Below are 21,628 nucleotides of genomic sequence, written 5' to 3' on the forward strand. Positions count from 1 at the left end.
ACCCGTAGTCCCAGTATGGCCTGAGTTGACGTGGCGTGAACCGCAGACCAATCACGCACCGTAAGCTTTGACCGCGCCTAGGCTGGGGGTGTACCTGGAGGGTGGTGAGAGGTCGTGGGGCTCGCGGAGTCCTTGCTCACGTGGCTGCACGGCTTCGTCGGTGTGCCCGTATGTCCCGGCGACTGGGTGTGGACCACCACCGCGCTCGGGGCCGTGATCGGCGTGTTCCCGACGGTCGCCGCGCTGATCGCCATCGCGATCAGGCGGGTGGTCGGTAACTCGTACGGGCCGGTTGTCGGGGCGATCTTCGCCATCGTCGGCGTCACCAGCACGTTGGTGCTGCCCTGGCTGATCCTGCGCGACACCACGCGGCTGATGCAGGACCGCGCGCTGGGCGGCATGGAGACGCTGGACAGCACGACCTGCTTCGGCGTCGTCACGCAGGGCCGGTACCTCGTCGACCAGGCGCCGTCGATCATCAACGTGATCCAGCACCCCGGACGCGCGCCGCTGTTCATGGCGGCCGCCGCGGCCATGGTCGTGCTGGCGCTGCTGTGCCTGATCTTCGTGATGCTGCAGGCCGGCTCGGCGTTCCGGCTCGGCCCGAACTGGCCGCGCCGCGTGTTCTGGCCGCCGTTCCTGGTGCTGTTGCTCGCTACGAGTGCACTGCCGGTCACGCTCGTGGGTCACGTACTCCTCGGGTTCTTCCCGATTGCGATAATCGGCTCAATCGTCGTGCGGATTTTCGGGTTGACTACCGCCATGCTGAACCGCCCCGGCCGCGACCGCGACAAGCCACAACCCGCTGCCGCGCGCTCCCCGCAGCCTCCGCCGCTGCCGCAGCACCAGCCCCATCAGCAGCCGGTCAACCACAACAAGCAGTACCCGCCCACGCGGGTGCAGCCGGTGCAACAGACGCCGAACAAGCCGCCGCCGTACCAGCCGGCGCACATCCCGCCGTACCAGCCGGCCCCGATGAACCGGCCCATGACGCCCGTCGTGCAGCCGCCGGTCCAGACCCCGCAGCCGGCGAAGCCGTCGGTATTGGCGGACACGCCTGGGCCGTTGCCGTTCGGGCCGGGGGCGGCCGGCGCGCAGACGCCGGAGCCCGTGCAGAAGTCGGGCAAGGTCTGGAACCCCGGCAACGGGCGGTTCCGGCGCGTCAAGCAGATCGGGTCCGGCGGCTTCGGCACGGTGTGGCTCGCCGTGGACGAGCAGCTCGATCGGACCGTCGCGGTGAAGCTGGCGCACGCGCCGGACAACGAGGCCGAGCAGCGCATGTTGCGTGAGGCCCGCGCGCTCGCGGCGGTGCGGCACCCGAACTGTGTGCGGGTCTACGACATCGTGCAGGACCCGGACGGGCTCGCCCTGGTCATGGAGTACATCGAGGGCAAGTCGCTGTCCGAGGTCGTGCTGAACAACGGCCTGCTGGAGGACGCGATGGCCGCCCGGCTGTGGGCGACCATGGCCGGCGCGCTGGCCGCCGCGCACGAAATCGGCGTGCTGCACCGCGACGTCAAGCCGTCCAATGTGCTCGTCGACCTGCAGGGCAACGCCCATCTGATCGACTTCGGCATCGCGCGGTCCAAGGGCGACAGCACGCTGACCGCGACCGGGATGATGGTCGGCACGCCGGACTTCCTCGCGCCGGAGACCGCGCGCGGTGAGGCGGCGACGCCCGCGTCCGACTCGTGGCAGCTGGCCGCGACGATCAGTTACGCGCTGACCGGGCAGCCGCCGCGCGGGTCGCGGGAGAACCCGATCTCGTCGCTGATGGCCGCGGCACAGGGCGAGCCGTGCACGAAGCTGCCGCAGCGCAGTGCCCATTCGCGACTGTTGCTCGCCGCGCTCGACCCGGACCCGGCCAAGCGGCCGACGCTGCCCGTGGTGCGGGCCGAGCTCGGACGCTGGATCGAGCAGGCCGGCGTCAGCAAGGAAGGTCCGATGACCACCATGATCACCAAGCCGGTTCCGCCGCCAACGCGGCAGATGCCGAATGGGTGAACCGGCGGAAATCCGGTAACAGTCGTTTACCGCTCAACGAAAGTCCTGGTGGCTGAGCCATCGGGCGTCGTTTCGGGTGACGCCTTGCGGAGGGTGGTGAGGCGGTTTCCGCCGATCGCCTCACCACTCACTTACACCTTGCGCAGTCGCCGGACGAGCCAGAACACACCTCCGGCGCCCAGCAGCACCGTCGCGACGATCCAGATCGGCAGCTCCTGGCGAGGCGGATCCACGGGAGTGGTCACCGCAGCGGGTTCAGGCGAGGCCACCGCGGGAACCGGCGGCTTGATGTCGACCCACGTCTTGGCCGCGCCTTCCCATGGTTTGTAGTGCTCGACCGGCTTCACGGAGAGCGTGCCCGGCACGGTCAGCGTGCCGACCTCGTGGTCGGCGAACGGGCCCTGGATGGCGAGTACCCGGTAGCGGCCGGCGGGCAACGTGAAGGCCACCGCGTAATGCGCGGTCTCCCGCAGCGCGACACCGGTGAACTCGTAGGGCTTCCCCCCACCGACGAACCGGAACCCGGTCTTCCCGAGGTCTCCGCCGTACGGATGGTTCCCGTGTTGCAGGACCCAGTACCCGACCGTGTAGGACCTGTCCGCCTCGAACGAGGGCGTCGGGTCGACGTAGGTGACGGCCCAGTTGCCGGCGTGCGCGGCCGGCGTGATCAGCAGCAATGCCAACACCAGCGCAACAATTCTCATGTCGCGGATACACCGGGAACCGATCGGCGGTTCCCGGTGTAGGGAAGGCATCACGGACGACGGCGAAGCGGTGGCGAGAGCGCAGCGGGGTGACCTGGACGCGTACGGCGTGCTGGTCGCCAGGTACAGCGCGCTCGCGCACCGGACGGCGTTCCTGCTCGGGGCGGGACCGGACGCGGCCGACATCGCGCAGGAGGCGTTCGTGAAGGGGTTCCGCAAGCTCGGGACGTTCCGCGAAGGGGCCGCGTTCCGGCCGTGGCTGCTCGCGATCGTCGCCAACGAGACCAAGAACCTGCACCGGTCCCGCAAGCGGCGCAACCTCATGGAGTTGCGCGTGCTGAACACGACCGACCCGGTCGACCACGACGACCCAGCGGACCTGGTCGGCGACTCTAGGCTGCTCGACGCGGTGAAGCGGCTGCCGGAGAAGGACCGGCAGGTCATCACTTGCCGGTACCTGCTCGACCTCACCGAGGCCGAGACCGCTCAGACCCTGAACATCGCCAGGGGAACGGTGAAGTCACGGCTGTCGCGCGCACTCGGGAAGCTGCGGCCGATGGTGGAGGAGGTGGCCCATGATTGAGGACGACCTCCGCGCGCTCGCGGCCACCATCGACGTCCCGCCGGCACCCGACCTCACGGCGCGGGTGCACGCGCGGATCACGCGGCCGAAGCCCAGGAACCGTTTGCTGGTAATGGTTCTGGCGTTGCTGACGGCGTTCGGGATCGCCGTCGCCGTGTCGCCCGCGGTGCGCGCGGGCGTGGTGGAGATCCTCAGGTTCGCCGGCATCGAGTTCCGGTCGCAGGCGCCGCCGAGCACCGCGCCGCCGATCACCGGGGAACGCGAGGCGTCGCTGGCGGACGCGCGCAAGCTCGTGCCGTTCGACGTCCACGTGCCGCCGGCGTTCGCGAACCCGGACAAGGTCACCGTCTACGAAGGACGGTTCATCTCCTTGTCCGCCAACGGAATGCGCCTGGACCAGTTCGACGGCACGATCGACAGCACGTTGGCCAAGATCGTCGGCCAGCAGGACGTCGAACAGCTGCCGGACGGGAGGATCTGGATTCCCCGGCCCCACGAGGTGTTCTACATCGACCGCCGCGGCGAGTGGCATCGCGAGCCGGAGCAGGGCACGGGTAAAACCCTGATCTGGCAACGCGACGCCGTCACGTTCCGGTTGTCCGGCGACTTCACGAAGGAGCAGGCGCTGGAGATCAGCGCCAGCTAGGCAGCCACAGCTCCTGCTGCCAGCGGTCCGGGGTGATCGGGTCGCCGTTGAGGATCGGCCACAGCCACACGAAGTTCGCCACGACGAGGCCGACGTACAGGGCGACGACGAGCAGCCCGGTGCCCCGGCGTTCCTGACCCGCGTTCGCGCGGCCGAGGATCTCGCCCAGCGCCAGCGTGATCATCAGGACGAGGAACGGCGCCATCGGCGTGACATAGAAGAAGTACATCTGCCGGTCGACCTTGAGGAACCACGGCAGCAGGCCCGCCATGTACCCGACGAGCACGGCCGCGTAGCGCCAGTCGTAGCGCCCGAACGCGCGCCACAACGCCCAGCCGATCGCCGGGAACGCCAGCCACCACATCGCCGGCGTGCCGATCAGCATGATCGCGCCGACGCACGACGCCGCGCCGCAGCCCTGCAGCGCGCCCTCGTAGTAGTAGAGCATCGGGCGCAGGCCCATCGGCCACGTCCACGGCTTCGACTCCCACGGGTGCCGGTTCGTCGCCGACGTGACGAGCTCGGTGTGGAACTTGAAGACGACCTTCGCGTTGTACCACAACGACTGCAGCACATCCGGGATCCACCAGACGTCCTGCACCTTGGTGCCGACCACGTGCCGGTCGATGCCCGTCTCGCTGGCCATCCACGGGGTCCAGGTCGCGACGTAGGCGAGGATCGGAATGAGCCCCAGCGCGATCACCGACGGCAGCAGATCCTTCGCCAGCGCGCCCAACCACGGCCGTTCGACACCGGCCGCGCGGCGGGCCGTAGCACTCCACACCAGGCACAGCAGGCCGAACGCGATCATGTACCAGAGCGCGGACCACTTCACGCCGCCCGCGAGGCCCAGCGCCACACCGGCGCCGAAGCGCCACCAGCGGAAGCCCAGCCACGGGCCATAAGGCGAGTTGTCGACAAATCCCTCGCGCACCGCCACGGCCAGGCGCGAGCGCACCTGTTCGCGGTCGACCACCAGGCAGCCGAACGCCACCACGACGAACAGCGCCAGGAAGATGTCGAGCATCCCCATGCGCGACTGGACGTGCGACACGCCGTCCGCGATCAGCAGCACGCCGGCGATCGCGGCGAGCAGGTCGGACCGGGTCAGCCTGCGCGCGATCCGGACGATCAGGAAGATCGTCAACGTGCCCGCGACGGCCGACGCGAAGCGCCAGCCGAGGCCGTCGTAGCCGAAGATGCCCTCGCCGATCGCCATCAGCTGCTTGGCGAACGGCGGGTGCACGATCAGCTCGTAGCCGGGGTTGTCCTCGTAACCCCCGTTGCGCAGCACCTGCGCCGCCTGCGGCACGTAGTGCTTCTCGTCGAAGATCGGGGTGCCCTTGTCCGTCGGGGACCCGAGGTTCCAGAACCGGACGATCGCGCCCAGCAGCGTCACGGCCAGCGTCATCAGCCAGCCGCGCAGGCGGTTGGCCGGCATCGGCTGGTCGAGCTGGGCGGCACGGTCCGTGCGGGGCGCCTCGACGGCTTCGGGCGCCTCGCCTGGCGGTACGAGGACTGTCACGGGGCCGATCGTAGGGTGAACCGTGTGAGCCCCGTATCCGGATCAGGCCGTCTGGTCCTAGCCGCCACGCCGCTGGGCGACATCCGCGACGCTTCGCCTCGCCTGGTCGACGCCCTGGAAACGGCCGACGTGATCGCCGCCGAGGACACCCGGCGGCTGCACTCGCTGGCCGCCGCACTGCAGGTCAAGCCGTCCGGGCGGGTGATCAGCTTCTACGACCAGGTCGAGTCGGCGCGGCTGCCGGGCCTGGTCGAGGCGCTGCACGCGGGCGAGACCGTGCTGCTCGTGACCGACGCCGGCATGCCGAGCGTGTCGGACCCCGGCTACCGGCTCGTCGCCGCGTGCGTGGCCGAGGACATCACGGTCACCTGCCTGCCGGGTCCCTCGGCGGTCACGACCGCGCTGGCCGTCTCCGGGCTGCCGTCCGACCGGTTCGCCTTCGACGGCTTTCCGCCGCGTAAGCAGGGCGAACGCAAGCGCTGGTTCGAGCCGCTGCGGACCGAGCAGCGCACCGTCGTCTTCTTCGAGGCGCCGCACCGGCTCGCCGCCACGTTGGCCGACGCGGTGGAGGTGCTCGGGCCCTCACGACAGGCCGCCGTCTGCCGGGAGCTGACCAAGACCTATGAGGAGGTGCGTCGGGGGACCCTGGCCGAGCTGGCGGCCTGGGCTGTCGAGGGGGCTCGGGGTGAGATCACCGTGGTGCTCGCGCCGGCGCCCCCGTCGGAGAAGCCGGACATGGAGACGCTGGTCGCCGAGGTGAAGCAGCGGGTGGCCGATGGGGAACGGATGAAGTCCGCCGCCGCGGAGGTGGCGGAGGCGGCCGGGGTGAGCAAGAAGGCGCTCTACGACGCCGCGATCAAGTCGTGAGTGGTTTCCGTCGCTATGACGACGGAAACCACTCACGACCCCATGCCGTGGGAAGTCGGTAGCACGGCCTCCGTAGGCTGTTGCGCATGAGTGCCTCCGTACTGACCGCGGTGGCCTGGCCTTATGCCAACGGCCCCCGGCACATCGGTCATGTCTCCGGTTTCGGTGTCCCCTCCGACGTCTTCTCCCGCTACATGCGAATGTCGGGCCACCGGGTGCTCATGGTCAGCGGCACGGACGAGCACGGGACGCCCATCTCGGTGCAGGCCGAGAAGGAGAACCTGACCACCCGCGAGCTCGCGGACAAGTACAACCGCGTGATCGCCGAGGACCTGCAGGGCCTCGGGCTGTCCTACGACCTGTTCACCCGCACGACCACCGGCAACCACTACCAGGTGGTGCAGGAGCTGTTCCTCGCGCTGTGGCGCAACGGCTACGTCATCCCCAAGACCGAGATGGGCGCGATCAGCCCGTCGACCGGCCGCACGCTGCCGGACCGGTTCATCGAGGGCACCTGCCCGCACTGCGGCTACGACGGCGCGCGCGGCGACCAGTGCGACAACTGTGGCCGTCAGCTCGACCCGATCGAGCTGAAGAACCCGCGGTCCAAGGTCAACGGCGAGACGCCGAAGTTCGTCGAGACCGAGCACCTGTTCCTCGACCTGCCGTCGTTCAGCACGGCGCTGGGCGAGTGGCTGCAGAGCCGCACCGAGTGGCGGCCCAACGTGCTGAAGTTCAGCTCGAACCTGATCGACGACCTGCGGCCGCGCGCGATCACGCGCGACCTCGACTGGGGTGTGCCGATCCCGCTCGACGGGTGGCGCGACCAGCCGATGAAGCGGTTCTACGTGTGGTTCGACGCGGTCATCGGCTACCTGAGCGCGAGCGTCGAGTGGGCACGTCGCACCGGCGAGAAGGACGCCTGGAAGGAGTTCTGGACGGGTGACGCCCAGGGCTACTACTTCATGGGCAAGGACAACATCGTCTTCCACTCGCTGATCTGGCCGTCGCTGCTGCTCGGGCAGAACGGCGCGGGCGACAAGGGCGGCGAGCCGGGTGCGTTCGGCACGCTCAACCTGCCGACCGAGGTCGTGTCCAGCGAGTTCCTCACCATGACCGGGTCGAAGTTCTCCACCTCGCGCGGCACGGTCATCTACGTCACGGACTTCCTGCGGGACTTCGGACCGGACGCGCTGCGCTACTTCATCTCGGTCGCCGGCCCGGAGAACCAGGACACCGACTTCACCTGGGACGAGTTCGTCCGCCGGACGAACTTCGAGCTGGCCAACGAGTGGGGCAACCTGGTCAACCGCTCGATCTCGATGGCGCACAAGAACGTCGGCTCCATCCCGAAGGCCACGGCTCTCACCAGCGCGGACCACGAGCTGCTCGCGCAGTCCAAGGCCGCGTTCGACACGGTCGGCGCGCACCTGCGGCGGTCGCGGTTCAAGCAGGCGTCCGGCGAGGCCATGCGGGTCATCAGCGCGGCGAACAAGTACCTGTCCGACCAGGAGCCGTGGAAGCTCAAGGACGACCCGGACCGGCGCGACACCGTGCTGCACACCGCGCTGCAGGTCGTGCAGGACGCGAACACCCTGATGACGCCGTTCCTGCCGCACTCGGCGCAGAAGGTGCACGAGGCGCTGGGCGGCACGGGCGTGTGGGCCGCGCAGCCGGAGATCCGCGAGGTCGACGACCTGGACGTGCCCGAGCGCTCGTACCCCGTCCTGCAGGGCGACTACGCGAACGAACAGGCCGTCTGGGAATCCACGCCGATCGAGGTCGGCCGGCCGCTGGACAAGCCGTCGCCGCTGTTCGCGAAGCTCGACCCCGAGCTCGGCGAGACGGGCCCCGAGTGGGCCCCCATCGTTAAATGACCGATCGTCAGGTGAAAGAGCTGCCACCGGTGCCGGACCGCCTTCCGGCGCCGGTGGTGGACGCCCACACGCATCTCGACGCGTGCGGCGCCACCACGCCCGAGCAGGTCGCCGAGATGCTGGACCGCGCCAACGCGGCCGGCGTCTCGCGGGTGATCACCGTCGCGGACGATCTCGACGCGGCCCGGTGGGCCGCCGAGGCCTCCACGTGGGACCCGCGGGTGTTCGCGGCGGTGGCCGTGCACCCGACCCGGACCGCACAGTTCGGTGACGCCGAGAAGGCCGAGATCGAGAAACTGGCGGCGGGCGAGCGGGTCGTCGCGATCGGCGAGACCGGTTTGGACTATTACTGGGACTACTCGCCGCCTGAGGCCCAGCAGGCCGCTTTCCGTTGGCACATCGAGCTTTCCAAGCGCGCCGGCAAGCCGTTGATGATCCACGACCGGGACGCGCACGACGACATTCTCAAGATCCTCGACGAGGTGGGCGCACCCTCCACTGTGGTCTTCCACTGTTTTTCGGGTGACGCGGAGTTCGCCCGGAAGTGTGTCGACCGCGGGTTCGTCCTGTCGTTCGCCGGGCCGGTGACGTTCCGGAACGCGCGCGCGTTGCGCGAGGCCGCGGTGCTGGTGCCGTCCGACCAGCTGTTGATCGAGACGGACGCGCCGTTCCTCACCCCGCACCCGTTCCGCGGCCGCCCGAACGAGCCCTACTGCGTGGCGTACACGGCACGCGATCTCGCCACGCTGCGTGGTGAAGATGTGAATGATTTCTGCGCGGCGGTCACTCGAACCGCCCAACGGGTCTTTGACCTCGGTGACTCAAATGGTGCGTAGAGCGTTCGGAGCAGCAGGTTGCGCCCCCGATGGTGTAACTGAGGTCACGAATTCTCCCGGGGTGTTTGCGCAACGTCCGCGACCCCGTTACTGTCCCGTGACCGTGCCAGAGACGACGATCTAGTCGCTTCCAGGCACGCCCGCTGTCGGGGCGGGTTCCGAGCCAGACGCGAGAAGACGCCAGACCACGTAGGAGGAGTTGCCGGGAACCTTCGAGCTCAACCTCGAAAGATCACGTCAACACCAAATATGCGGTGGCACTGGGCTTCCGCAATGGAGGTATCAACCCTGTGACGCACGGTAGACAGCCCGAGTCCGAACAGTACGACTTCAACGAGGACACGGACTGGTTCACCCCGGTCGGCACGAAGACTTCCGTCGGCCTGATGGATCACCCGAGCTTTCCCGCCGGTGCGCTGAGCATCACCCCGGCGGACGTGCTCGAGGTACTCGGCCCGGACGCGGACGATCTGCTCGCGACGGCCAACGTCGACGTCGACGAGCTCATCCGGCTCATCAACGCCGAGACGACCGTCATGCCTCCTCTGGTCCTCCCCAAGGAGGAAGAGGAGACCCCCGAGGCTCTCGTGGCCGCCGTCGGCGGCTGGAAGCGCCGGTTCCTCAAGGGCGCCGTCGCGGCCGTCCTGGTGTCCATCTCCGGCGGTGGCGTCACCGCGATGGCGATGGACAAGTCCGTCACCGTCGACATCGACGGCAAGGCGCAGACCGTCCACTCGTTCGACTCGACCGTCGGTGAGATCCTCCAGGAGGAGGGCATCAAGGTCGGCGAGCACGACGCGCTGTCGCCGTCGTTGAACGCCACGGTCTCCGACGGCGGCAAGATCACCCTCGACCGCGGCCGGCTGATCAAGATGAGCGTCGACGGCCAGCAGCGCGAGGACTGGGTCCGCTCGGTCACCGTCGAAGAGGCCGCGAAGCAGCTCGGCGTCAACACCGAGGGCGCGTGGTTCTCCGCGCCCGGTGCGCAGGACGTTCCGCTCGAGGGAATGAACCTCGAGGTCAAGACCCTCAAGACCATCAAGCTGTACGACGGCGCCAAGGACGTCCGCGAGGTCAGGACGACCGCGGTCACCGTCGACGAGCTGATGAAGAACGAGAACCTGACGCTCGGCCCTGAGGACGCGGTCGACGCCGGGCTCGACGTCAAGATCACGAACGGCGCCGAGGTCCACATCAGCCGGACCGGCGTCACCGTGATGAACGCCACCGAGCCGATCGCACCCCCGGTCGAGAAGACCCAGGACCCGAACATGATGCGGGGCGAGCAGAAGGTGCTCGACCCCGGCGAGGCGGGCGAGCAGATCGTCACCTACCGCGTGACGGTCAAGAACGGCAAGGAAGTCTCGCGCGAGAAGCTCGGCGCGAAGGAGACCAAGGCCCCGAAGCCCAAGAAGGTCGTCGAGGGCACCAAGATGCCCCCGGACGGTGCGATCTGGGACAAGCTGGCGCAGTGCGAGGCCGGCGGCAACTGGGCCATCAACACCGGCAACGGCTACTACGGCGGCCTGCAGTTCAACAAGTCCACGTGGGACGCCTACGGCGGCTCGGCCTTCGCGGCCTACCCGCACCAGGCTTCGCGTGAGCAGCAGATCGCCATCGCGACCAAGGTGCGCGACGGCCGTGGCGGCAGCTACTCGGCCTGGCCGGCCTGCTCCAGCAAGCTCGGCCTGCCGTAACCCCCACTTCGAACGACCGTTATGGCCACCTTCACGGACTTCAGGTCCGTGAAGGTGGCCATAACGGTTCTCGGGCTGGGCGGGAGGATGTCGCGAAGTGCCCTGAAGGGCACCCTCAGGGCGTCCGGTGTCCCGAGGGTGCCCTTCAGGGCACTTCACGGGGTGGGAGAATGCCGCGGTGACGTTGCTCGGACCCGCTGATGTGCGCAGGCTCGCCGCCGAGTTGGGCATTCGGCCCACCAAGAAGCTCGGGCAGAACTTCGTGCACGACCCGAACACGGTCCGCCGGATCGTGTCGGCGGCGGAGCTGACCGACGACGACGTCGTGCTCGAGGTGGGACCCGGTCTCGGGTCGCTCACCCTGGCGTTGCTGCCCGCCGCCAAGAGCGTCGTGGCGGTCGAGATCGACCCCGTGCTGGCGCAGCGGCTGCCCGCGACCGCACGTGAGCAGGCGCCGGAGCTGGCGGACCGGCTCAGCGTCGTCCACGCCGACGCGATGAAGGTCACCGCGGACCAGTTGCCGGCGCAGCCGACCGCGCTGGTCGCGAACCTGCCGTACAACGTCGCGGTGCCCGTCGTGCTGCACCTGCTGGCCGAGCTGCCGTCCCTGCGCACCGGCCTGGTCATGGTGCAGGCCGAGGTCGCGGACCGGATGGCGGCCGGCCCCGGCAGTCGCATCTACGGCGTGCCCAGCGTGAAGCTCGCCTGGTACGCCGACGCCCGCAAGGCCGGGCCGGTGGGCCGGAACGTGTTCTGGCCGGTGCCGAACGTCGACTCCGCGCTGGTGGCCTTCACCAGGCGCGCCGAGCCGCTGTCCACTGTGGACCGCGAGCGGCTGTTTTCCCTTGTGGACGCGGCATTCGCACAGCGACGCAAGACGCTGCGAGCGGCGCTCGCCGGGTGGGCCGGCAGCGCCGTGGCGGCCGAGGAGCTGCTGCGCAAGGCCGGGGTCGACCCCGGTGCCCGCGGCGAGCAACTGGCCGTAAGGGACTTCGTCCGGATCGCCGAGGCGTAAGCAAGTGATCTTTCGGCCAGAAGTGTGATATGTCGAACGATCCCATTTTTGGCTTGCGTTCGACTGGTCTGGTCCTGTTCACTTCGAAGTGCCATCCCGAGCGGCCGAGAGACCTGGCTCTACGACGTCGCAGCAACCACCCGCTGGATGCGGGCAGGTGCTACCGCCAGGAGCGATGGAGGAAGAAGTGCCCACTCAGCGAATGCTCACGCGCCGGCGAGTAGTTGACCAGTGCCGCCGTACCGCGTCCGGCTGTCGTCGCCACCTCGTCTAAGGCGCCTTCAACAGTCCTTGTCGTCCACATCGGACGTATCTCGAGCAGGATTCCGGCCAGCACACGCCCTGGGGCGTGCGCCGCCGCGCGCAGTCGTGGGAGCAACGAAGCCATGATCACAGTCGAAAACCTCACCAAGTCCTTCCAGGGTGTCCCGGCGCTCAAGGGCGTCACGCTGGACGTCCAGTCCGGTTCCGTGCTCGGTGTCGTCGGACCCAGCGGAGCGGGCAAGTCCACCCTCGCCCGGTGCGTCGCGCTGCTGGAGCGCCCGGACAGCGGCGCCATCCGCGTCGACGGCACCGACATCACCGCGCTCGGCGGCACCGCGCTGCGCAACGCGCGGCGCCAGATCGGCGTTGTGCCGCAAGGGGACTCGCTGCTGCGGCAGCGCACCGCCGCGGGCAACATCGCGTTGCCGCTGGAGTCCGCAGGCGTGCCCGGACCGCAGCGCCGCACCCGCGTCGGCGAGCTCCTCGACCTCGTCGGCCTGACCGACAAGGCCGGCAGCTACCCCGACCAGCTCTCCGGTGGTCAGCGGCAGCGGATCGCGGTGGCGCGCGCGCTCGCCGCCGGCCCCTCCGTGCTGCTCGCCGACGAGCCGACGTCCGCGCTCGACCCCGAGACCACCGGCTCCGTACTGACCGTCCTGGACCGGGCGCGCGCCGAGCTCGGCGTGACCGTCCTCGTGGTCACCCATGACATGAGCGTCGTCCGGAAGATCTGCGACGACGTCGCCGTGCTCGAGGACGGGCGGGTCGTGGAGAACGGCCGCGTGCTCGACCTCGTCACCGACGCGGCCAGCCGGACCGCGTCCACGCTGCTGCCCGCCGTCGACCAGAACCCGGTGAACGAGAGCGCGTACGACCGCGTCGCGGACGTCGTGCTGATCGGGTTCGCCGCGGTCGGCGCGCTGCTGCCCGAGGCCGCCAACCGGTTCGGCGTCGAGCTGAACCTGCTCGGCGGCGGCTTCACCCGGCTCGGCGAGACGCCGGTCGCGCGGTTCCGCGTGGGCCTCACCGGTGAGCGGGCCGACTCGGCGCTCGAGTGGATCTCCGACGCGGGTGCCGCGGTGCGGCGCACGCTGAAGGGGCCGCAGGGAGTAGCTGCGTGAGGTCTGCAACACCCTGGTCCGACGTGGTCGAACTCCTCGTCGAGGCCACCGGCGAGACGCTGTACATGGTCGGTGTCTCCACCCTGATCGCCACGCTCTTCGGCATTCCGGTCGGCGTCTGGCTGCAGCTCACCTCACCGGGTGGGCTGCGGCCACAGCCGGCCGTGCACCGGATCCTCGGCTTCGTGACCGACCTCGGTCGCTCGATGCCGTTCATCGTGCTGCTGGTCGCGCTGACGTCGGTCACCCGCCTCATCGTGGGCGGGTCGATCGGCAGCAGCGCGGTGATCGTGCCGTTGTCCGTGGGTGCGATCCCGTTCGTCGGCCGGCTCGTGCAGAACATCCTGTCCGAGGTGCACGTGTCGGTCGTCGAGGCGGCCGTCACGACGGGTGCGACGACGGTCAAGATCGTGCGCAGCGTGCTGCTGCGGGAGTCGTTGCCCGCGCTGATCAACGCCATCGGTGTGACCGTGATCGCCTTGATCGGGTACTCCGCGATGGCCGGCGTGATCGGCGGCGGCGGGCTCGGTGACCTCGCGATCCGTGAGGGCTACCAACGGTTCAACGACCGGATCCTGTGGGGCACCGTCGCGTGGCTCGCGGTGCTGACCACGGTTCTCCAGTTCGGTTTTACGCGTGCTGCTCGGGCGTCTGACCGACGCCGGCACGCGGCCATCTGAGTCCTACTCGGGCTGACTCTCTCAAAAGGAACGTAATGCGTATTCGTGCTGCCCTTGTTTCGGCTGCCCTCCTTGCCCTGACAGCGTGCTCCGGGGGCGGTTCGGCCGCCTCCACCGACACGTTGAAGGTGGGCGTCTCGCCCGTCCCGCACGCGCAGATCCTGCGCTACGTCGCGGACACCCTGGCCAAGGACAAGGGCCTGAAGATCGAGGTCGTCGAGTTCACCGACTACGTCCAGCCGAACACGGCGCTGGTGGACGGGTCGCTGGACGCCAACTACTTCCAGACCGTGCCGTACCTGGAGACGTTCAAGCAGCAGAGCGGCGCGAAGGTCGAGTGGATCGCGCCCGTGCACATCGAGCCGCTGGGCGTGTACTCCAAGAAGCACAAGTCGCTGAACGACCTGCCGTCCGGTTCGAAGATCGGTCTCGCCAACGACGCGACGAACGAGGCGCGCGGCCTGCGGTTGCTGGAGGCCAACGGCCTGATCAAGCTGGGTAAGCAGGGCGCGGACGTCTCGGTCCGCGATGTCGCCGAGAACCCGAAGAACCTGCAGTTCGTCACGCTGGAGGCCGCGCAGCTGCCGCGGTCGCTGGAGGACACCGACGCGTCCGTCGTGAACGGCAACTACGCGATCGACGCCGGCCTCAAGCCCGCTTCGGACGCTCTCGTGCTGGAGAAGGCCGAGAACAACCCGAATGCGAACGGCCTGGTCACGCGGGCGGAACTGAAGGATGACGCACGGGTGAGGAAGCTGGCGGAGCTCCTGCAGTCCGCGCAGGTGAAGGAGTACATCACCAAGCAGTTCTCGGGTTCGGTGATCGCGGTCTGACCAGGGGATTACGTGAGGACGGCCGGAACGCCCGTAGGCTGACGTGGTGCTCGCAGTAGTTCCACCCCCGGTCACGGTTCGCGTTCCGGCCAAGGTCAACCTGCACCTGGCCGTCGGAGACGCGCGTCCTGACGGTTACCACGACCTGGTGACGATCTTCCAGGCCCTGTCGCTCGCGGACGAGGTGACCGTCGCGGTGGCCGACGAGCCCGGCGTCGAGGTGCACGGCGAGGGCGCGGACTCGGTGCCCACGGGTGCGTCCAACCTCGCGTGGCGGGCCGTGCGGGTGCTCGCCCAGCACGTCGGCAAGGACCCCGACGACCCGAAGGTCCGGGTCGTGATCCGCAAGAACATCCCGGTCGCCGGGGGCATGGCGGGTGGCAGCGCGGACGCCGCCGCCACGCTGGTCGGCCTCGCCGCGCTGTGGCGGCTGGAGATCAGCCGCGACGAGCTGGCGGGCCTGGCCGCGAAGCTGGGCGCGGACGTGCCGTTCGCGCTCTACGGCGGCACCGCGCTCGGCACCGGCCGCGGCGAGCAGATCGTGCCGGTGCTCGGCAGGCACCAGTTCCACTGGGTGCTCGCGTTCGACCGGCGCGGCCTGTCCACGCCGGACGTCTTCGACGAGCTGGACCGCCTGCGCCGCGAGGGCGACCCGCCGCGCGTGGGTGCCGTCGAGGCGGTCCTGGAGGGCCTTTCCTCCGGCGATCCGCGCCAGCTCGCCCTGTTGCTGGGCAACGACCTGCAGGCCGCGGCCGTCTCGCTGCGCCCGAACCTGCGCCGCACGCTGCGCGCGGGCGTGACCGCGGGTGCCCTGGCCGGCATCGTGTCCGGCTCCGGCCCCACGTGCGCCTTCCTGTGCACCGACGGCGATGCCGCCGTACGAGTGGCCGCCGAACTGGCCGGTGCCGGCGTGTGCCGCACGGTCCGTGTCGCGCAGGGCCCGGTGCCCGGCGCGAAGATCATCTCCACCGACGAGACGCCCCGTCCGATCCCGCCCGAGGTGCACGCCTGATGGCCAACCTGGTCAACCTGGAGTCCGTCTCCAAGTCCTTCGGCGTGCGCCCGTTGCTCGACGCCGTGTCGCTCGGCGTCAACGAGGGCGACCGCATCGGTGTCGTGGGCCTCAACGGTGGCGGCAAGACCACGCTGCTGGAGGTCCTCGCGGGCCTCGAACCCGCGGACGACGGCCGCGTGTCGCGAACCCGCGACCTGCGCATGGCCGTCGTGACGCAGCGAACGGAGCTGCCGCACGGTTCGACCGTGCGCAACGCGGTCATCGACCCGCTCGGACACGACGCGGACCACGAGTGGGCGTCGGACGCCCGCGTCCGGTCCATTTTGGACGGACTCGGAATCTCCGCGCTGGGCCTGGACTCCGTGGTCTCCACGATGTCGGGTGGTGAACGGCAGCGCGTCGCACTGGCCGCGACACTCGTGCGCGAACTGGACCTGATCGTGCTCGACGAGCCGACCAACCACCTCGACGTCGAAGGTGTGCGCTGGCTCGCGTCCCATCTGCTGGCCCGCAAGGGCGCGCTGGTCGTCGTGACGCACGACCGCTGGTTCCTCGACACGGTCTGCAACCGCACCTGGGAAGTCGTGAATGGAGCGGTGGAACAGTACGAGGGCGGCTACGCGGACTGGATCTTCGCGCGCGCCGAGCGGGCCCGGCTCGCCGACACGCTGGAGGAGAAGCGGCGCAACCTGGCGCGCAAGGAACTGGCGTGGCTGCGCCGCGGTGCTCCCGCACGTACTTCCAAGCCCCGCTACCGAATCGAGGCCGCCGAGGCGTTGATCGCGGACGTGCCCGCGCCGCGTGACACCGTCGAGCTGATGGCGTTCGCGAAACGGCGGCTGGGGCGCACGGTCCTGGAGCTGGAGGACGTCACACTGTCCATTCCGGACCGGACTTTGGTGCGCGACCTGACGTGGCGCATCGGTCCGGGCGACCGGGTCGGTCTCGTCGGGGTCAATGGTTCCGGCAAGACGACGTTGCTGCGGTTGCTCGCCGGCGAGCGCGAACCTGAGACAGGCAAACGGATCCAGGGCCAGACGGTGAAGCTCGCGCACCTCTCGCAGGAGCTGCAGGACCTCGACGGGTCCATGCGCGTGCTGGAGGCGATCGAGGAGGTCGCCCGCCGCGTGGTGCTCGGCAAGTACGAGATGTCCGCGTCACAGCTGGGAGAACGGTTCGGGTTCTCCTCGCAGAAGCAGTGGACGCCGGTTGCGGACCTGTCCGGTGGCGAGCGGCGGCGGCTGCAGCTGTGCCGGCTGCTCATGGCCGAGCCCAACGTGCTGCTGCTCGACGAGCCGACCAACGATCTCGACATCGACACGCTGCAGCAGCTGGAGGACCTGCTGGATTCCTGGCCGGGGACTCTGGTGGTCATCTCGCACGACCGGTACCTCGTCGAGCGCGTGTGCGACCAGGTGGTCGCGTTGTTCGGTGACGGCAAGCTGACCTCGTTGCCCGGTGGGATCGAGGAGTACCTCGCGCGGCGGGATGCCTTGAAGGCTGCGGAATCCACTCCGGCCGCGGCGCCCAAGGCTCCGTCGAACGCCGCGGACCAGCGGGCCGCCCGCAAGGAGCTGGCTCGGCTGGAGCGGCGGCTCGAGGTGCTGCACAAGAAGGAAGCCGAGTTGCACAACGCGCTGGCCGAGGCGGCTACGGATCCGGAGAAGCTGCTGTCGCTGGACGCCGAGCTGCGAACCGTACTGGCCGAGCTCGGCGACGTCGAGACTCAGTGGATGGAAGCCGCAGAGGTCGTCGAGGGCTAAGCCATCCGCGAGTCCCACCTTCCCGCAAGGTGAGTCCCACGTTCCCGCACGCGCGAAGGTGGGACACGGGGTGCGGGAAGGTGGGACTCGCGGGTTAGCGACCCCGGCGGCGTAGCTCGGCGGCCAGCATGGGCATCAGCTCGTCGATGAACGAGCTGTCGTAGCCCTGGCCGGTCAGCAGCGAGTACGTGAACTTGGCCTTGGCGACTTCCTCGGACGACGCGCCGAGCATGCCGTCCAGCGCGACGCCGATCTCCTCGAGCATCCGGTCCACCTGGGCCGTGCGGTAGCCGCGCTGGCCGGGTGGGGCGGTCGGGATGCGCAGCTGGCGCAGTTCCTTCCACGAACGGATCGGCTGGATCGAGCGCACCGGGCCCGCCAGCTGTTGTTCGACGCGGGACAGGAAGGCGTCGACCTCCGCCTCGTCGTAGCCGCGTCTGCCGAGCAGCGGGCGGCTGAACCGGGCGTCGCGGATGTCCTTGGCGGTCAGGTTGTCCTTGCCGAGCAGGGTGGCCTCGATGCGGTCGAGGAACGCGTCCACCTGCGACTCCTGGTAGCCGCGCCGGCCGCGGGGCGGGCGGTGAAAGCCGATGTCGCGCACGTCCTGCGCGGTCACCATCGGAGGAGTGACCGGTTTCACAACCGGAGCAGGAGGAGCCACAGGCTTCGCGACCGGAGCCGAAGCACCCGGCGCCGAAGCGGGCCGGGGCGGCGGCACGGGCTGCTGGCGCGGCGGGCGCGGGGGCGGCATCGTCTCGAGCATCACGACGACGAGGTCGAGGAACGTGTCGACGTCCTCCTCGTCGTAGCCGTATGTGCCCGCGGCGGCGGGGCCGAACTCCGCGGTCTGCACCTCCTGGGCCGACAGGTTGTCCTGACCGCGCAGCGTGGCCTCGATACGGTCGAGGAACGCGTCGATCTGGCCCTCGTGGTAGCCCGTGGTGCCGGGACGCGGCTTGTGGAAGCGCACGGCGGCGACGTCTTCGGGGGTCAACCGCATCGCCGGCGTCAGGCGGGACGACGTGGCGTGCGCGCCCTGGGCCGGGGCCAGCGCCTGCTGGCGTTGCGGGGTGGCGCGCAGGGTGTCGGCGACCAGCTGCATGAACACGTTGACCTCGTTCATGTCGTAGCCGGGGTCGCGGCCCATCGCGCGCTTGAACTTGAGTTTCTGCACGTCCTCGCGGGTCAGGAAGTCCTTGCCGCGCATGGTGTCCTCGACCAGGTCCAGGAACGCGTCGACCTCGCTGGCGTCGTACCCGCGTTCCCCCTGCGGCGGACGGTGGAACGCCACCTGTGCGACGTCCTGAGCGGTCAGCAGAGGCGCCGGGTGAGCCGGCGCTGCGTGCTGCCGTTGTCCGTAGCCGGCCCGATCCACCAATTACCTCCTTGTGCGCTTGTTACGGGGAGTATCGCGTGCAGGGTGGGGTGGTGTTTCGCCCTGACGGAGCAACACTCGCCACTAGGCTCCGAAACCATGAGTCAGTTCGTGGACATGATGCTGGCGACCGCCACCAATGGTCGCGACCGGGGTATCACGACGGGAGAGCCCGCCGCCCCCGTCCGCCGGACCTGGGGTGAGGTGCACGAGCACGCCAAACGCATCGCCGGCGCCCTGGACGTGCCCGCCGGGACCGCCATCGCGGTGCTCGCCGGTGAGCCCGCGTCGATCGCGCCCGCCGTGCAGGCCGCGTGGCTGCGCGGTGGCAGCGTCACCATGCTGCACCAGCCGACCGCCCGCACGGACCTGGCCGAATGGGCCCAGGACACGCTCAAGGTCCTGTCCATGATCGGCTCGACGCTCGTGCTGCTCGGCCGCCCGTTCGACGCGCTCGCGGGCGTCCTCGACGAGCACGGCATCGCTTACCGCAAGATCGACGAGCTCGACGGTGCGCCGATCGCCGAACCTGTTCCCGTCACCGAGGATGCCACGGCGCTGCTGCAGCTAACCAGTGGATCAACGGCGGACCCGAAGGCCGTGCGCATCACGCACGCCAACCTGATGTCGAACGCGCTGGCCATGCGGGAGGCCGCGGCGCTGGATCCCGAGCACGACGTGATGGTGTCGTGGCTGCCGCTGTTCCACGACATGGGCATGGTCGGGTTCCTGACCGTGCCGATGCTGTTCGGGCTCGAGCTGGTGAAGGTCACCCCGGTCGACTTCCTGTCCCGCCCCACGCTCTGGGCCGACCTCATCACCCGGTACAAGGGCACGATCACCGCCGCGCCGAACTTCGCCTACGCGATCGTCGCGCGCCGGCTGGCCAGCTCGGCCGACAGCTTCGACCTGTCCACGCTGCGCCTCGCCCTGAACGGCGCCGAGCCCATCGACCCGGCCGCGGTGAAGTCGTTCACCGACGCGGGCGCGCGGTTCGGGCTGCGCCCGGAGTGCATCCTCGCCGCCTACGGCATGGCCGAGGCCACGCTGGGCGTCGCGTTCGCCCCGTTGTTCAGCGGTCTCACCGTGGACGTCGTGGACGCCGACGAGCTCGAGGCCGGTCGGCGCGCGGTGCCATCTGACACCGGACGCGCGTTCCCGCTCCTGGGACCGCCGCTGCCGGGTCTGGAGGTCGAGGTCGTCGACGACGAGGGCAAGGTGCTCGGCGAACGCGAGGTCGGCGAGCTGAGGGTGCGCGGCGCCGCCGTGACGCCCGGCTACCTCACCGTGGACGGCCCGCTGGCCACGCAGGACGCCGACGGCTGGCTCAACACCGGCGACATCGGCTACGTCGTCGACGGCCAGGTCGTCGTCTGCGGGCGGCGCAAGGACGTGATCATCATGGGCGGCCGCAACATCTACCCGACCGACGTCGAACGGGCGGCCTGTTCCGTCGAGGGCGTGCGCGCCGGCAACGCTGTGGCCGTGCGGCTCGACGCCGGGACGCAACGCGAGCGGTTCGCGGTCGTGGTCGAGTCCCGGCTGGCCGACGACGACGAGGCCGTGCGGGACCTGTCGAAGCAGATCGCGGCGCGGGTCGTGGACGCCGTGGGGCTGCGGCCGTTCGCGGTCGTGGTGCAGCCGCCGGGAACGCTGCCGAAGACGCCGTCGGGCAAGCTCCGGCGTTCCGCGGCGGCCGAGCTGGTCTAGTGGAACTTGTTCTGGGCCGCTTCGAGGCCGTACGCCAGTAGGGCTTCCACGGCGTCGGCGGCCCTGTCGATCTCCAGGGCGAGCTGCTTGCGTTCGACCGTGGAGAAGTCCTTGAGGACGTAGTCCGCCGGGTCCATGCGGCCCGGCGGGCGGTCCACGCCGAAGCGCACGCGCAGATAGTCCTTGGTGCCCAATGACTTCGTGATGGAGCGCAGTCCGTTGTGGCCGTTGTCGCCACCGCCGAGCTTCATCCGGATCGTGGCGAACGGCAGGTCCAGCTCGTCGTGGATCACGATGACGTTCGCGGGCTCGACCTTGAAGAACTTCATCGCACCCGCGACCGGGCCGCCGGAGAGGTTCATGAACGTCTGCGGTTTGGCGAGCACCACCCGGCGTCCGGCCAGCCGGCCCTCGATCAGGGAGGCGCCGCCCTTGGGTGCCTTGAACTTCCCGCCCACGCGGGCGGCGAGCTCGTCGAGCACGAGGAAGCCGATGTTGTGGCGGTTGCCTTCATACCTGGGGCCCGGATTGCCCAGTCCGACCACGAGGGCCAGCTCATCGTCCACGGAACCGCAACTCCTGCTCGATGTCATCCAGCAACGCGTCGACGGCCTGTACCTGGTACCCGCGGTTCAGCAGGCCGGACGTCGTGCTGAACCGGGAGTTCCTGACCTCGTTCGCGGTCATCGCGCCCCGGCCGTCCAGATTGGCCGCGGCGCGGGCGAGGAAGGCGTCGACCTCGCCTCGATCGTATCCGTTCGAGGCGCGGGGCAGCTTCACTGCCAGCAGTTTCTCGCCGTTCTCCAGACCGGTCGGCGGGACGATCCCGTTGCGCAGCTGGTACTCGAGCAACGCGAGGAGGTCGTCGACCTCCTTCTGGTCGTAGCCGTTCGGCACGACCTTGAACACCGCGGTGCGCACGTGGTCCGGGTTGAACCGCATCCGACCGGCCAGCGCGTCGGCGGCGATGTTCAGCACCTGCCGCACCTGGTCCGGGTCGTAGCCGCTGCGGACCGTGCGGAAGGTCGCGGTGCGCACCTCCGTCGGACGAAGGAACGGCTCGCCACCCCCGGAGTCCGGAGGTGGCGAGCCGTCAAATGTGCCCGACGTGAT

The 21,628-nt window shown here is 69.5% G+C and carries 19 protein-coding genes and 1 riboswitch; of the genes, 14 read left to right on the plus strand and 5 right to left on the minus strand.

The window, feature by feature from the left end; all coding sequences use genetic code 11:
* Positions 1-114 precede the first annotated feature (114 nt).
* Positions 115-2,004, plus strand: a complete 1,890-nt coding sequence (locus QSK35_RS33090) for a serine/threonine-protein kinase (RefSeq protein ID WP_285751585.1) — start codon at positions 115-117, stop codon at positions 2,002-2,004.
* Between the two features lie 131 nt (positions 2,005-2,135).
* On the opposite strand, the gene QSK35_RS33095 is transcribed toward QSK35_RS33090, so the two are convergent.
* Entirely contained in the window at positions 2,136-2,708 is a 573-nt protein-coding gene (locus QSK35_RS33095) for a hypothetical protein (protein WP_285751586.1), read from the minus strand.
* A gap of 70 nt (positions 2,709-2,778) precedes the next feature.
* Between QSK35_RS33095 and QSK35_RS33100 the strand changes: the two genes are divergently transcribed.
* On the plus strand, positions 2,779-3,291 hold the full coding sequence (locus QSK35_RS33100) for an RNA polymerase sigma factor (protein ID WP_285751587.1): 513 nt from the start codon (positions 2,779-2,781) through the stop codon (positions 3,289-3,291).
* Positions 3,284-3,937 (plus strand): hypothetical protein, encoded by a 654-nt coding sequence (locus QSK35_RS33105; protein WP_285751588.1) that lies wholly within the window; start codon positions 3,284-3,286, stop codon positions 3,935-3,937. The genes QSK35_RS33100 and QSK35_RS33105 overlap by 8 nt, the downstream gene beginning before the upstream one ends.
* Here QSK35_RS33105 and QSK35_RS33110 read toward each other — a convergent pair.
* Positions 3,924-5,462 carry a dolichyl-phosphate-mannose--protein mannosyltransferase gene (locus QSK35_RS33110; protein ID WP_285751589.1) on the minus strand — a complete coding sequence of 513 codons (1,539 nt, stop codon included), beginning with the start codon at positions 5,460-5,462 and terminating at the stop codon, positions 3,924-3,926. The two genes, QSK35_RS33105 and QSK35_RS33110, sit on opposite strands and share 14 nt — an antisense overlap.
* A 24-nt stretch (positions 5,463-5,486) precedes the next feature.
* On the opposite strand from QSK35_RS33110, the gene rsmI reads away from it, so the two are divergent.
* The 10 genes from rsmI (at position 5,487) to QSK35_RS33160 (ending at position 17,430) form a co-directional block, all read left to right on the plus strand.
* On the plus strand, positions 5,487-6,329 hold the full coding sequence (rsmI, locus tag QSK35_RS33115) for a 16S rRNA (cytidine(1402)-2'-O)-methyltransferase (RefSeq protein WP_285751590.1): 843 nt from the start codon (positions 5,487-5,489) through the stop codon (positions 6,327-6,329).
* Between the two features lie 86 nt (positions 6,330-6,415).
* Positions 6,416-8,206: a methionine--tRNA ligase gene (metG, locus tag QSK35_RS33120; protein WP_285751591.1), complete on the plus strand. Its 1,791-nt coding sequence runs from the start codon at positions 6,416-6,418 to the stop codon at positions 8,204-8,206.
* Positions 8,203-9,042 (plus strand): TatD family hydrolase, encoded by an 840-nt coding sequence (locus tag QSK35_RS33125; protein WP_285751592.1) that lies wholly within the window; start codon positions 8,203-8,205, stop codon positions 9,040-9,042. The genes metG and QSK35_RS33125 overlap by 4 nt, the downstream gene beginning before the upstream one ends.
* Positions 9,043-9,428: 386 nt before the next feature.
* On the plus strand, positions 9,429-10,739 hold the full coding sequence (locus tag QSK35_RS33130) for a resuscitation-promoting factor (protein ID WP_285751655.1): 1,311 nt from the start codon (positions 9,429-9,431) through the stop codon (positions 10,737-10,739).
* 184 nt (positions 10,740-10,923) lie between these two features.
* Positions 10,924-11,754, plus strand: a complete 831-nt coding sequence (gene rsmA, locus QSK35_RS33135; protein ID WP_285751656.1) for a 16S rRNA (adenine(1518)-N(6)/adenine(1519)-N(6))-dimethyltransferase RsmA — start codon at positions 10,924-10,926, stop codon at positions 11,752-11,754.
* Positions 11,755-11,842: 88 nt separating this feature from the next.
* Positions 11,843-11,936: riboswitch (SAM riboswitch) on the plus strand.
* A 204-nt stretch (positions 11,937-12,140) separates the two neighbouring features.
* Positions 12,141-13,139: a methionine ABC transporter ATP-binding protein gene (locus QSK35_RS33140; protein WP_285751593.1), complete on the plus strand. Its 999-nt coding sequence runs from the start codon at positions 12,141-12,143 to the stop codon at positions 13,137-13,139.
* Positions 13,136-13,819, plus strand: coding sequence for a methionine ABC transporter permease (locus QSK35_RS33145; protein ID WP_285751594.1), 684 nt, complete (start codon positions 13,136-13,138; stop codon positions 13,817-13,819). The genes QSK35_RS33140 and QSK35_RS33145 overlap by 4 nt, the downstream gene beginning before the upstream one ends.
* Positions 13,820-13,947: 128 nt before the next feature.
* On the plus strand, positions 13,948-14,652 hold the full coding sequence (locus QSK35_RS33150) for a MetQ/NlpA family ABC transporter substrate-binding protein (protein WP_285751595.1): 705 nt from the start codon (positions 13,948-13,950) through the stop codon (positions 14,650-14,652).
* Positions 14,653-14,698: 46 nt separating this feature from the next.
* Positions 14,699-15,664 (plus strand): 4-(cytidine 5'-diphospho)-2-C-methyl-D-erythritol kinase, encoded by a 966-nt coding sequence (locus tag QSK35_RS33155; protein WP_285751596.1) that lies wholly within the window; start codon positions 14,699-14,701, stop codon positions 15,662-15,664.
* Complete coding sequence (locus QSK35_RS33160) at positions 15,664-17,430, plus strand: ABC-F family ATP-binding cassette domain-containing protein (protein WP_285751597.1); 1,767 nt, start codon at positions 15,664-15,666, stop codon at positions 17,428-17,430. The genes QSK35_RS33155 and QSK35_RS33160 overlap by 1 nt, the downstream gene beginning before the upstream one ends.
* Before the next feature lie 94 nt (positions 17,431-17,524).
* Here QSK35_RS33160 and QSK35_RS33165 read toward each other — a convergent pair whose 3' ends face one another.
* Positions 17,525-18,805 carry a DivIVA domain-containing protein gene (locus QSK35_RS33165; RefSeq protein ID WP_502881755.1) on the minus strand — a complete coding sequence of 427 codons (1,281 nt, stop codon included), beginning with the start codon at positions 18,803-18,805 and terminating at the stop codon, positions 17,525-17,527.
* Positions 18,806-18,904: 99 nt separating this feature from the next.
* Between QSK35_RS33165 and QSK35_RS33175 the strand changes: the two genes are divergently transcribed.
* Positions 18,905-20,515: a fatty acyl-AMP ligase gene (locus QSK35_RS33175; protein WP_285751598.1), complete on the plus strand. Its 1,611-nt coding sequence runs from the start codon at positions 18,905-18,907 to the stop codon at positions 20,513-20,515.
* Here QSK35_RS33175 and pth read toward each other — a convergent pair.
* Both pth and QSK35_RS33185 read right to left on the minus strand, forming a co-directional pair.
* A complete protein-coding gene (gene pth / locus QSK35_RS33180; RefSeq protein WP_502881756.1) occupies positions 20,512-21,108 on the minus strand; it encodes an aminoacyl-tRNA hydrolase in 597 nt (198 codons plus the stop codon). The genes QSK35_RS33175 and pth overlap by 4 nt on opposite strands.
* Complete coding sequence (locus QSK35_RS33185; RefSeq protein WP_285751658.1) at positions 21,071-21,628, minus strand: DivIVA domain-containing protein; 558 nt, start codon at positions 21,626-21,628, stop codon at positions 21,071-21,073. The genes pth and QSK35_RS33185 overlap by 38 nt, the downstream gene beginning before the upstream one ends.

It is taken from the genome of Lentzea sp. NBRC 105346, assembly GCF_030269605.1.
GTDB lineage: Bacteria > Actinomycetota > Actinomycetes > Mycobacteriales > Pseudonocardiaceae > Lentzea.

What these genes read in the sequence shown, in the direction of transcription:
- QSK35_RS33095 (WP_285751586.1), bottom strand. Translation starts at nt 2,708, where the DNA reads ATGAGAATTGTTGCGCTGGTGTTGGCATTGCTGCTGATCACGCCGGCC.
- QSK35_RS33105 (WP_285751588.1), top strand. Translation starts at nt 3,284, where the DNA reads ATGATTGAGGACGACCTCCGCGCGCTCGCGGCCACCATCGACGTCCCG.
- metG (WP_285751591.1), top strand. Translation starts at nt 6,416, where the DNA reads ATGAGTGCCTCCGTACTGACCGCGGTGGCCTGGCCTTATGCCAACGGC.
- QSK35_RS33125 (WP_285751592.1), top strand. Translation starts at nt 8,203, where the DNA reads ATGACCGATCGTCAGGTGAAAGAGCTGCCACCGGTGCCGGACCGCCTT.
- QSK35_RS33130 (WP_285751655.1), top strand. Translation starts at nt 9,429, where the DNA reads ATGGATCACCCGAGCTTTCCCGCCGGTGCGCTGAGCATCACCCCGGCG.
- QSK35_RS33140 (WP_285751593.1), top strand. Translation starts at nt 12,141, where the DNA reads ATGATCACAGTCGAAAACCTCACCAAGTCCTTCCAGGGTGTCCCGGCG.
- QSK35_RS33160 (WP_285751597.1), top strand. Translation starts at nt 15,664, where the DNA reads ATGGCCAACCTGGTCAACCTGGAGTCCGTCTCCAAGTCCTTCGGCGTG.
- QSK35_RS33175 (WP_285751598.1), top strand. Translation starts at nt 18,905, where the DNA reads ATGAGTCAGTTCGTGGACATGATGCTGGCGACCGCCACCAATGGTCGC.
- pth (WP_502881756.1), bottom strand. Translation starts at nt 21,108, where the DNA reads ATGACATCGAGCAGGAGTTGCGGTTCCGTGGACGATGAGCTGGCCCTC.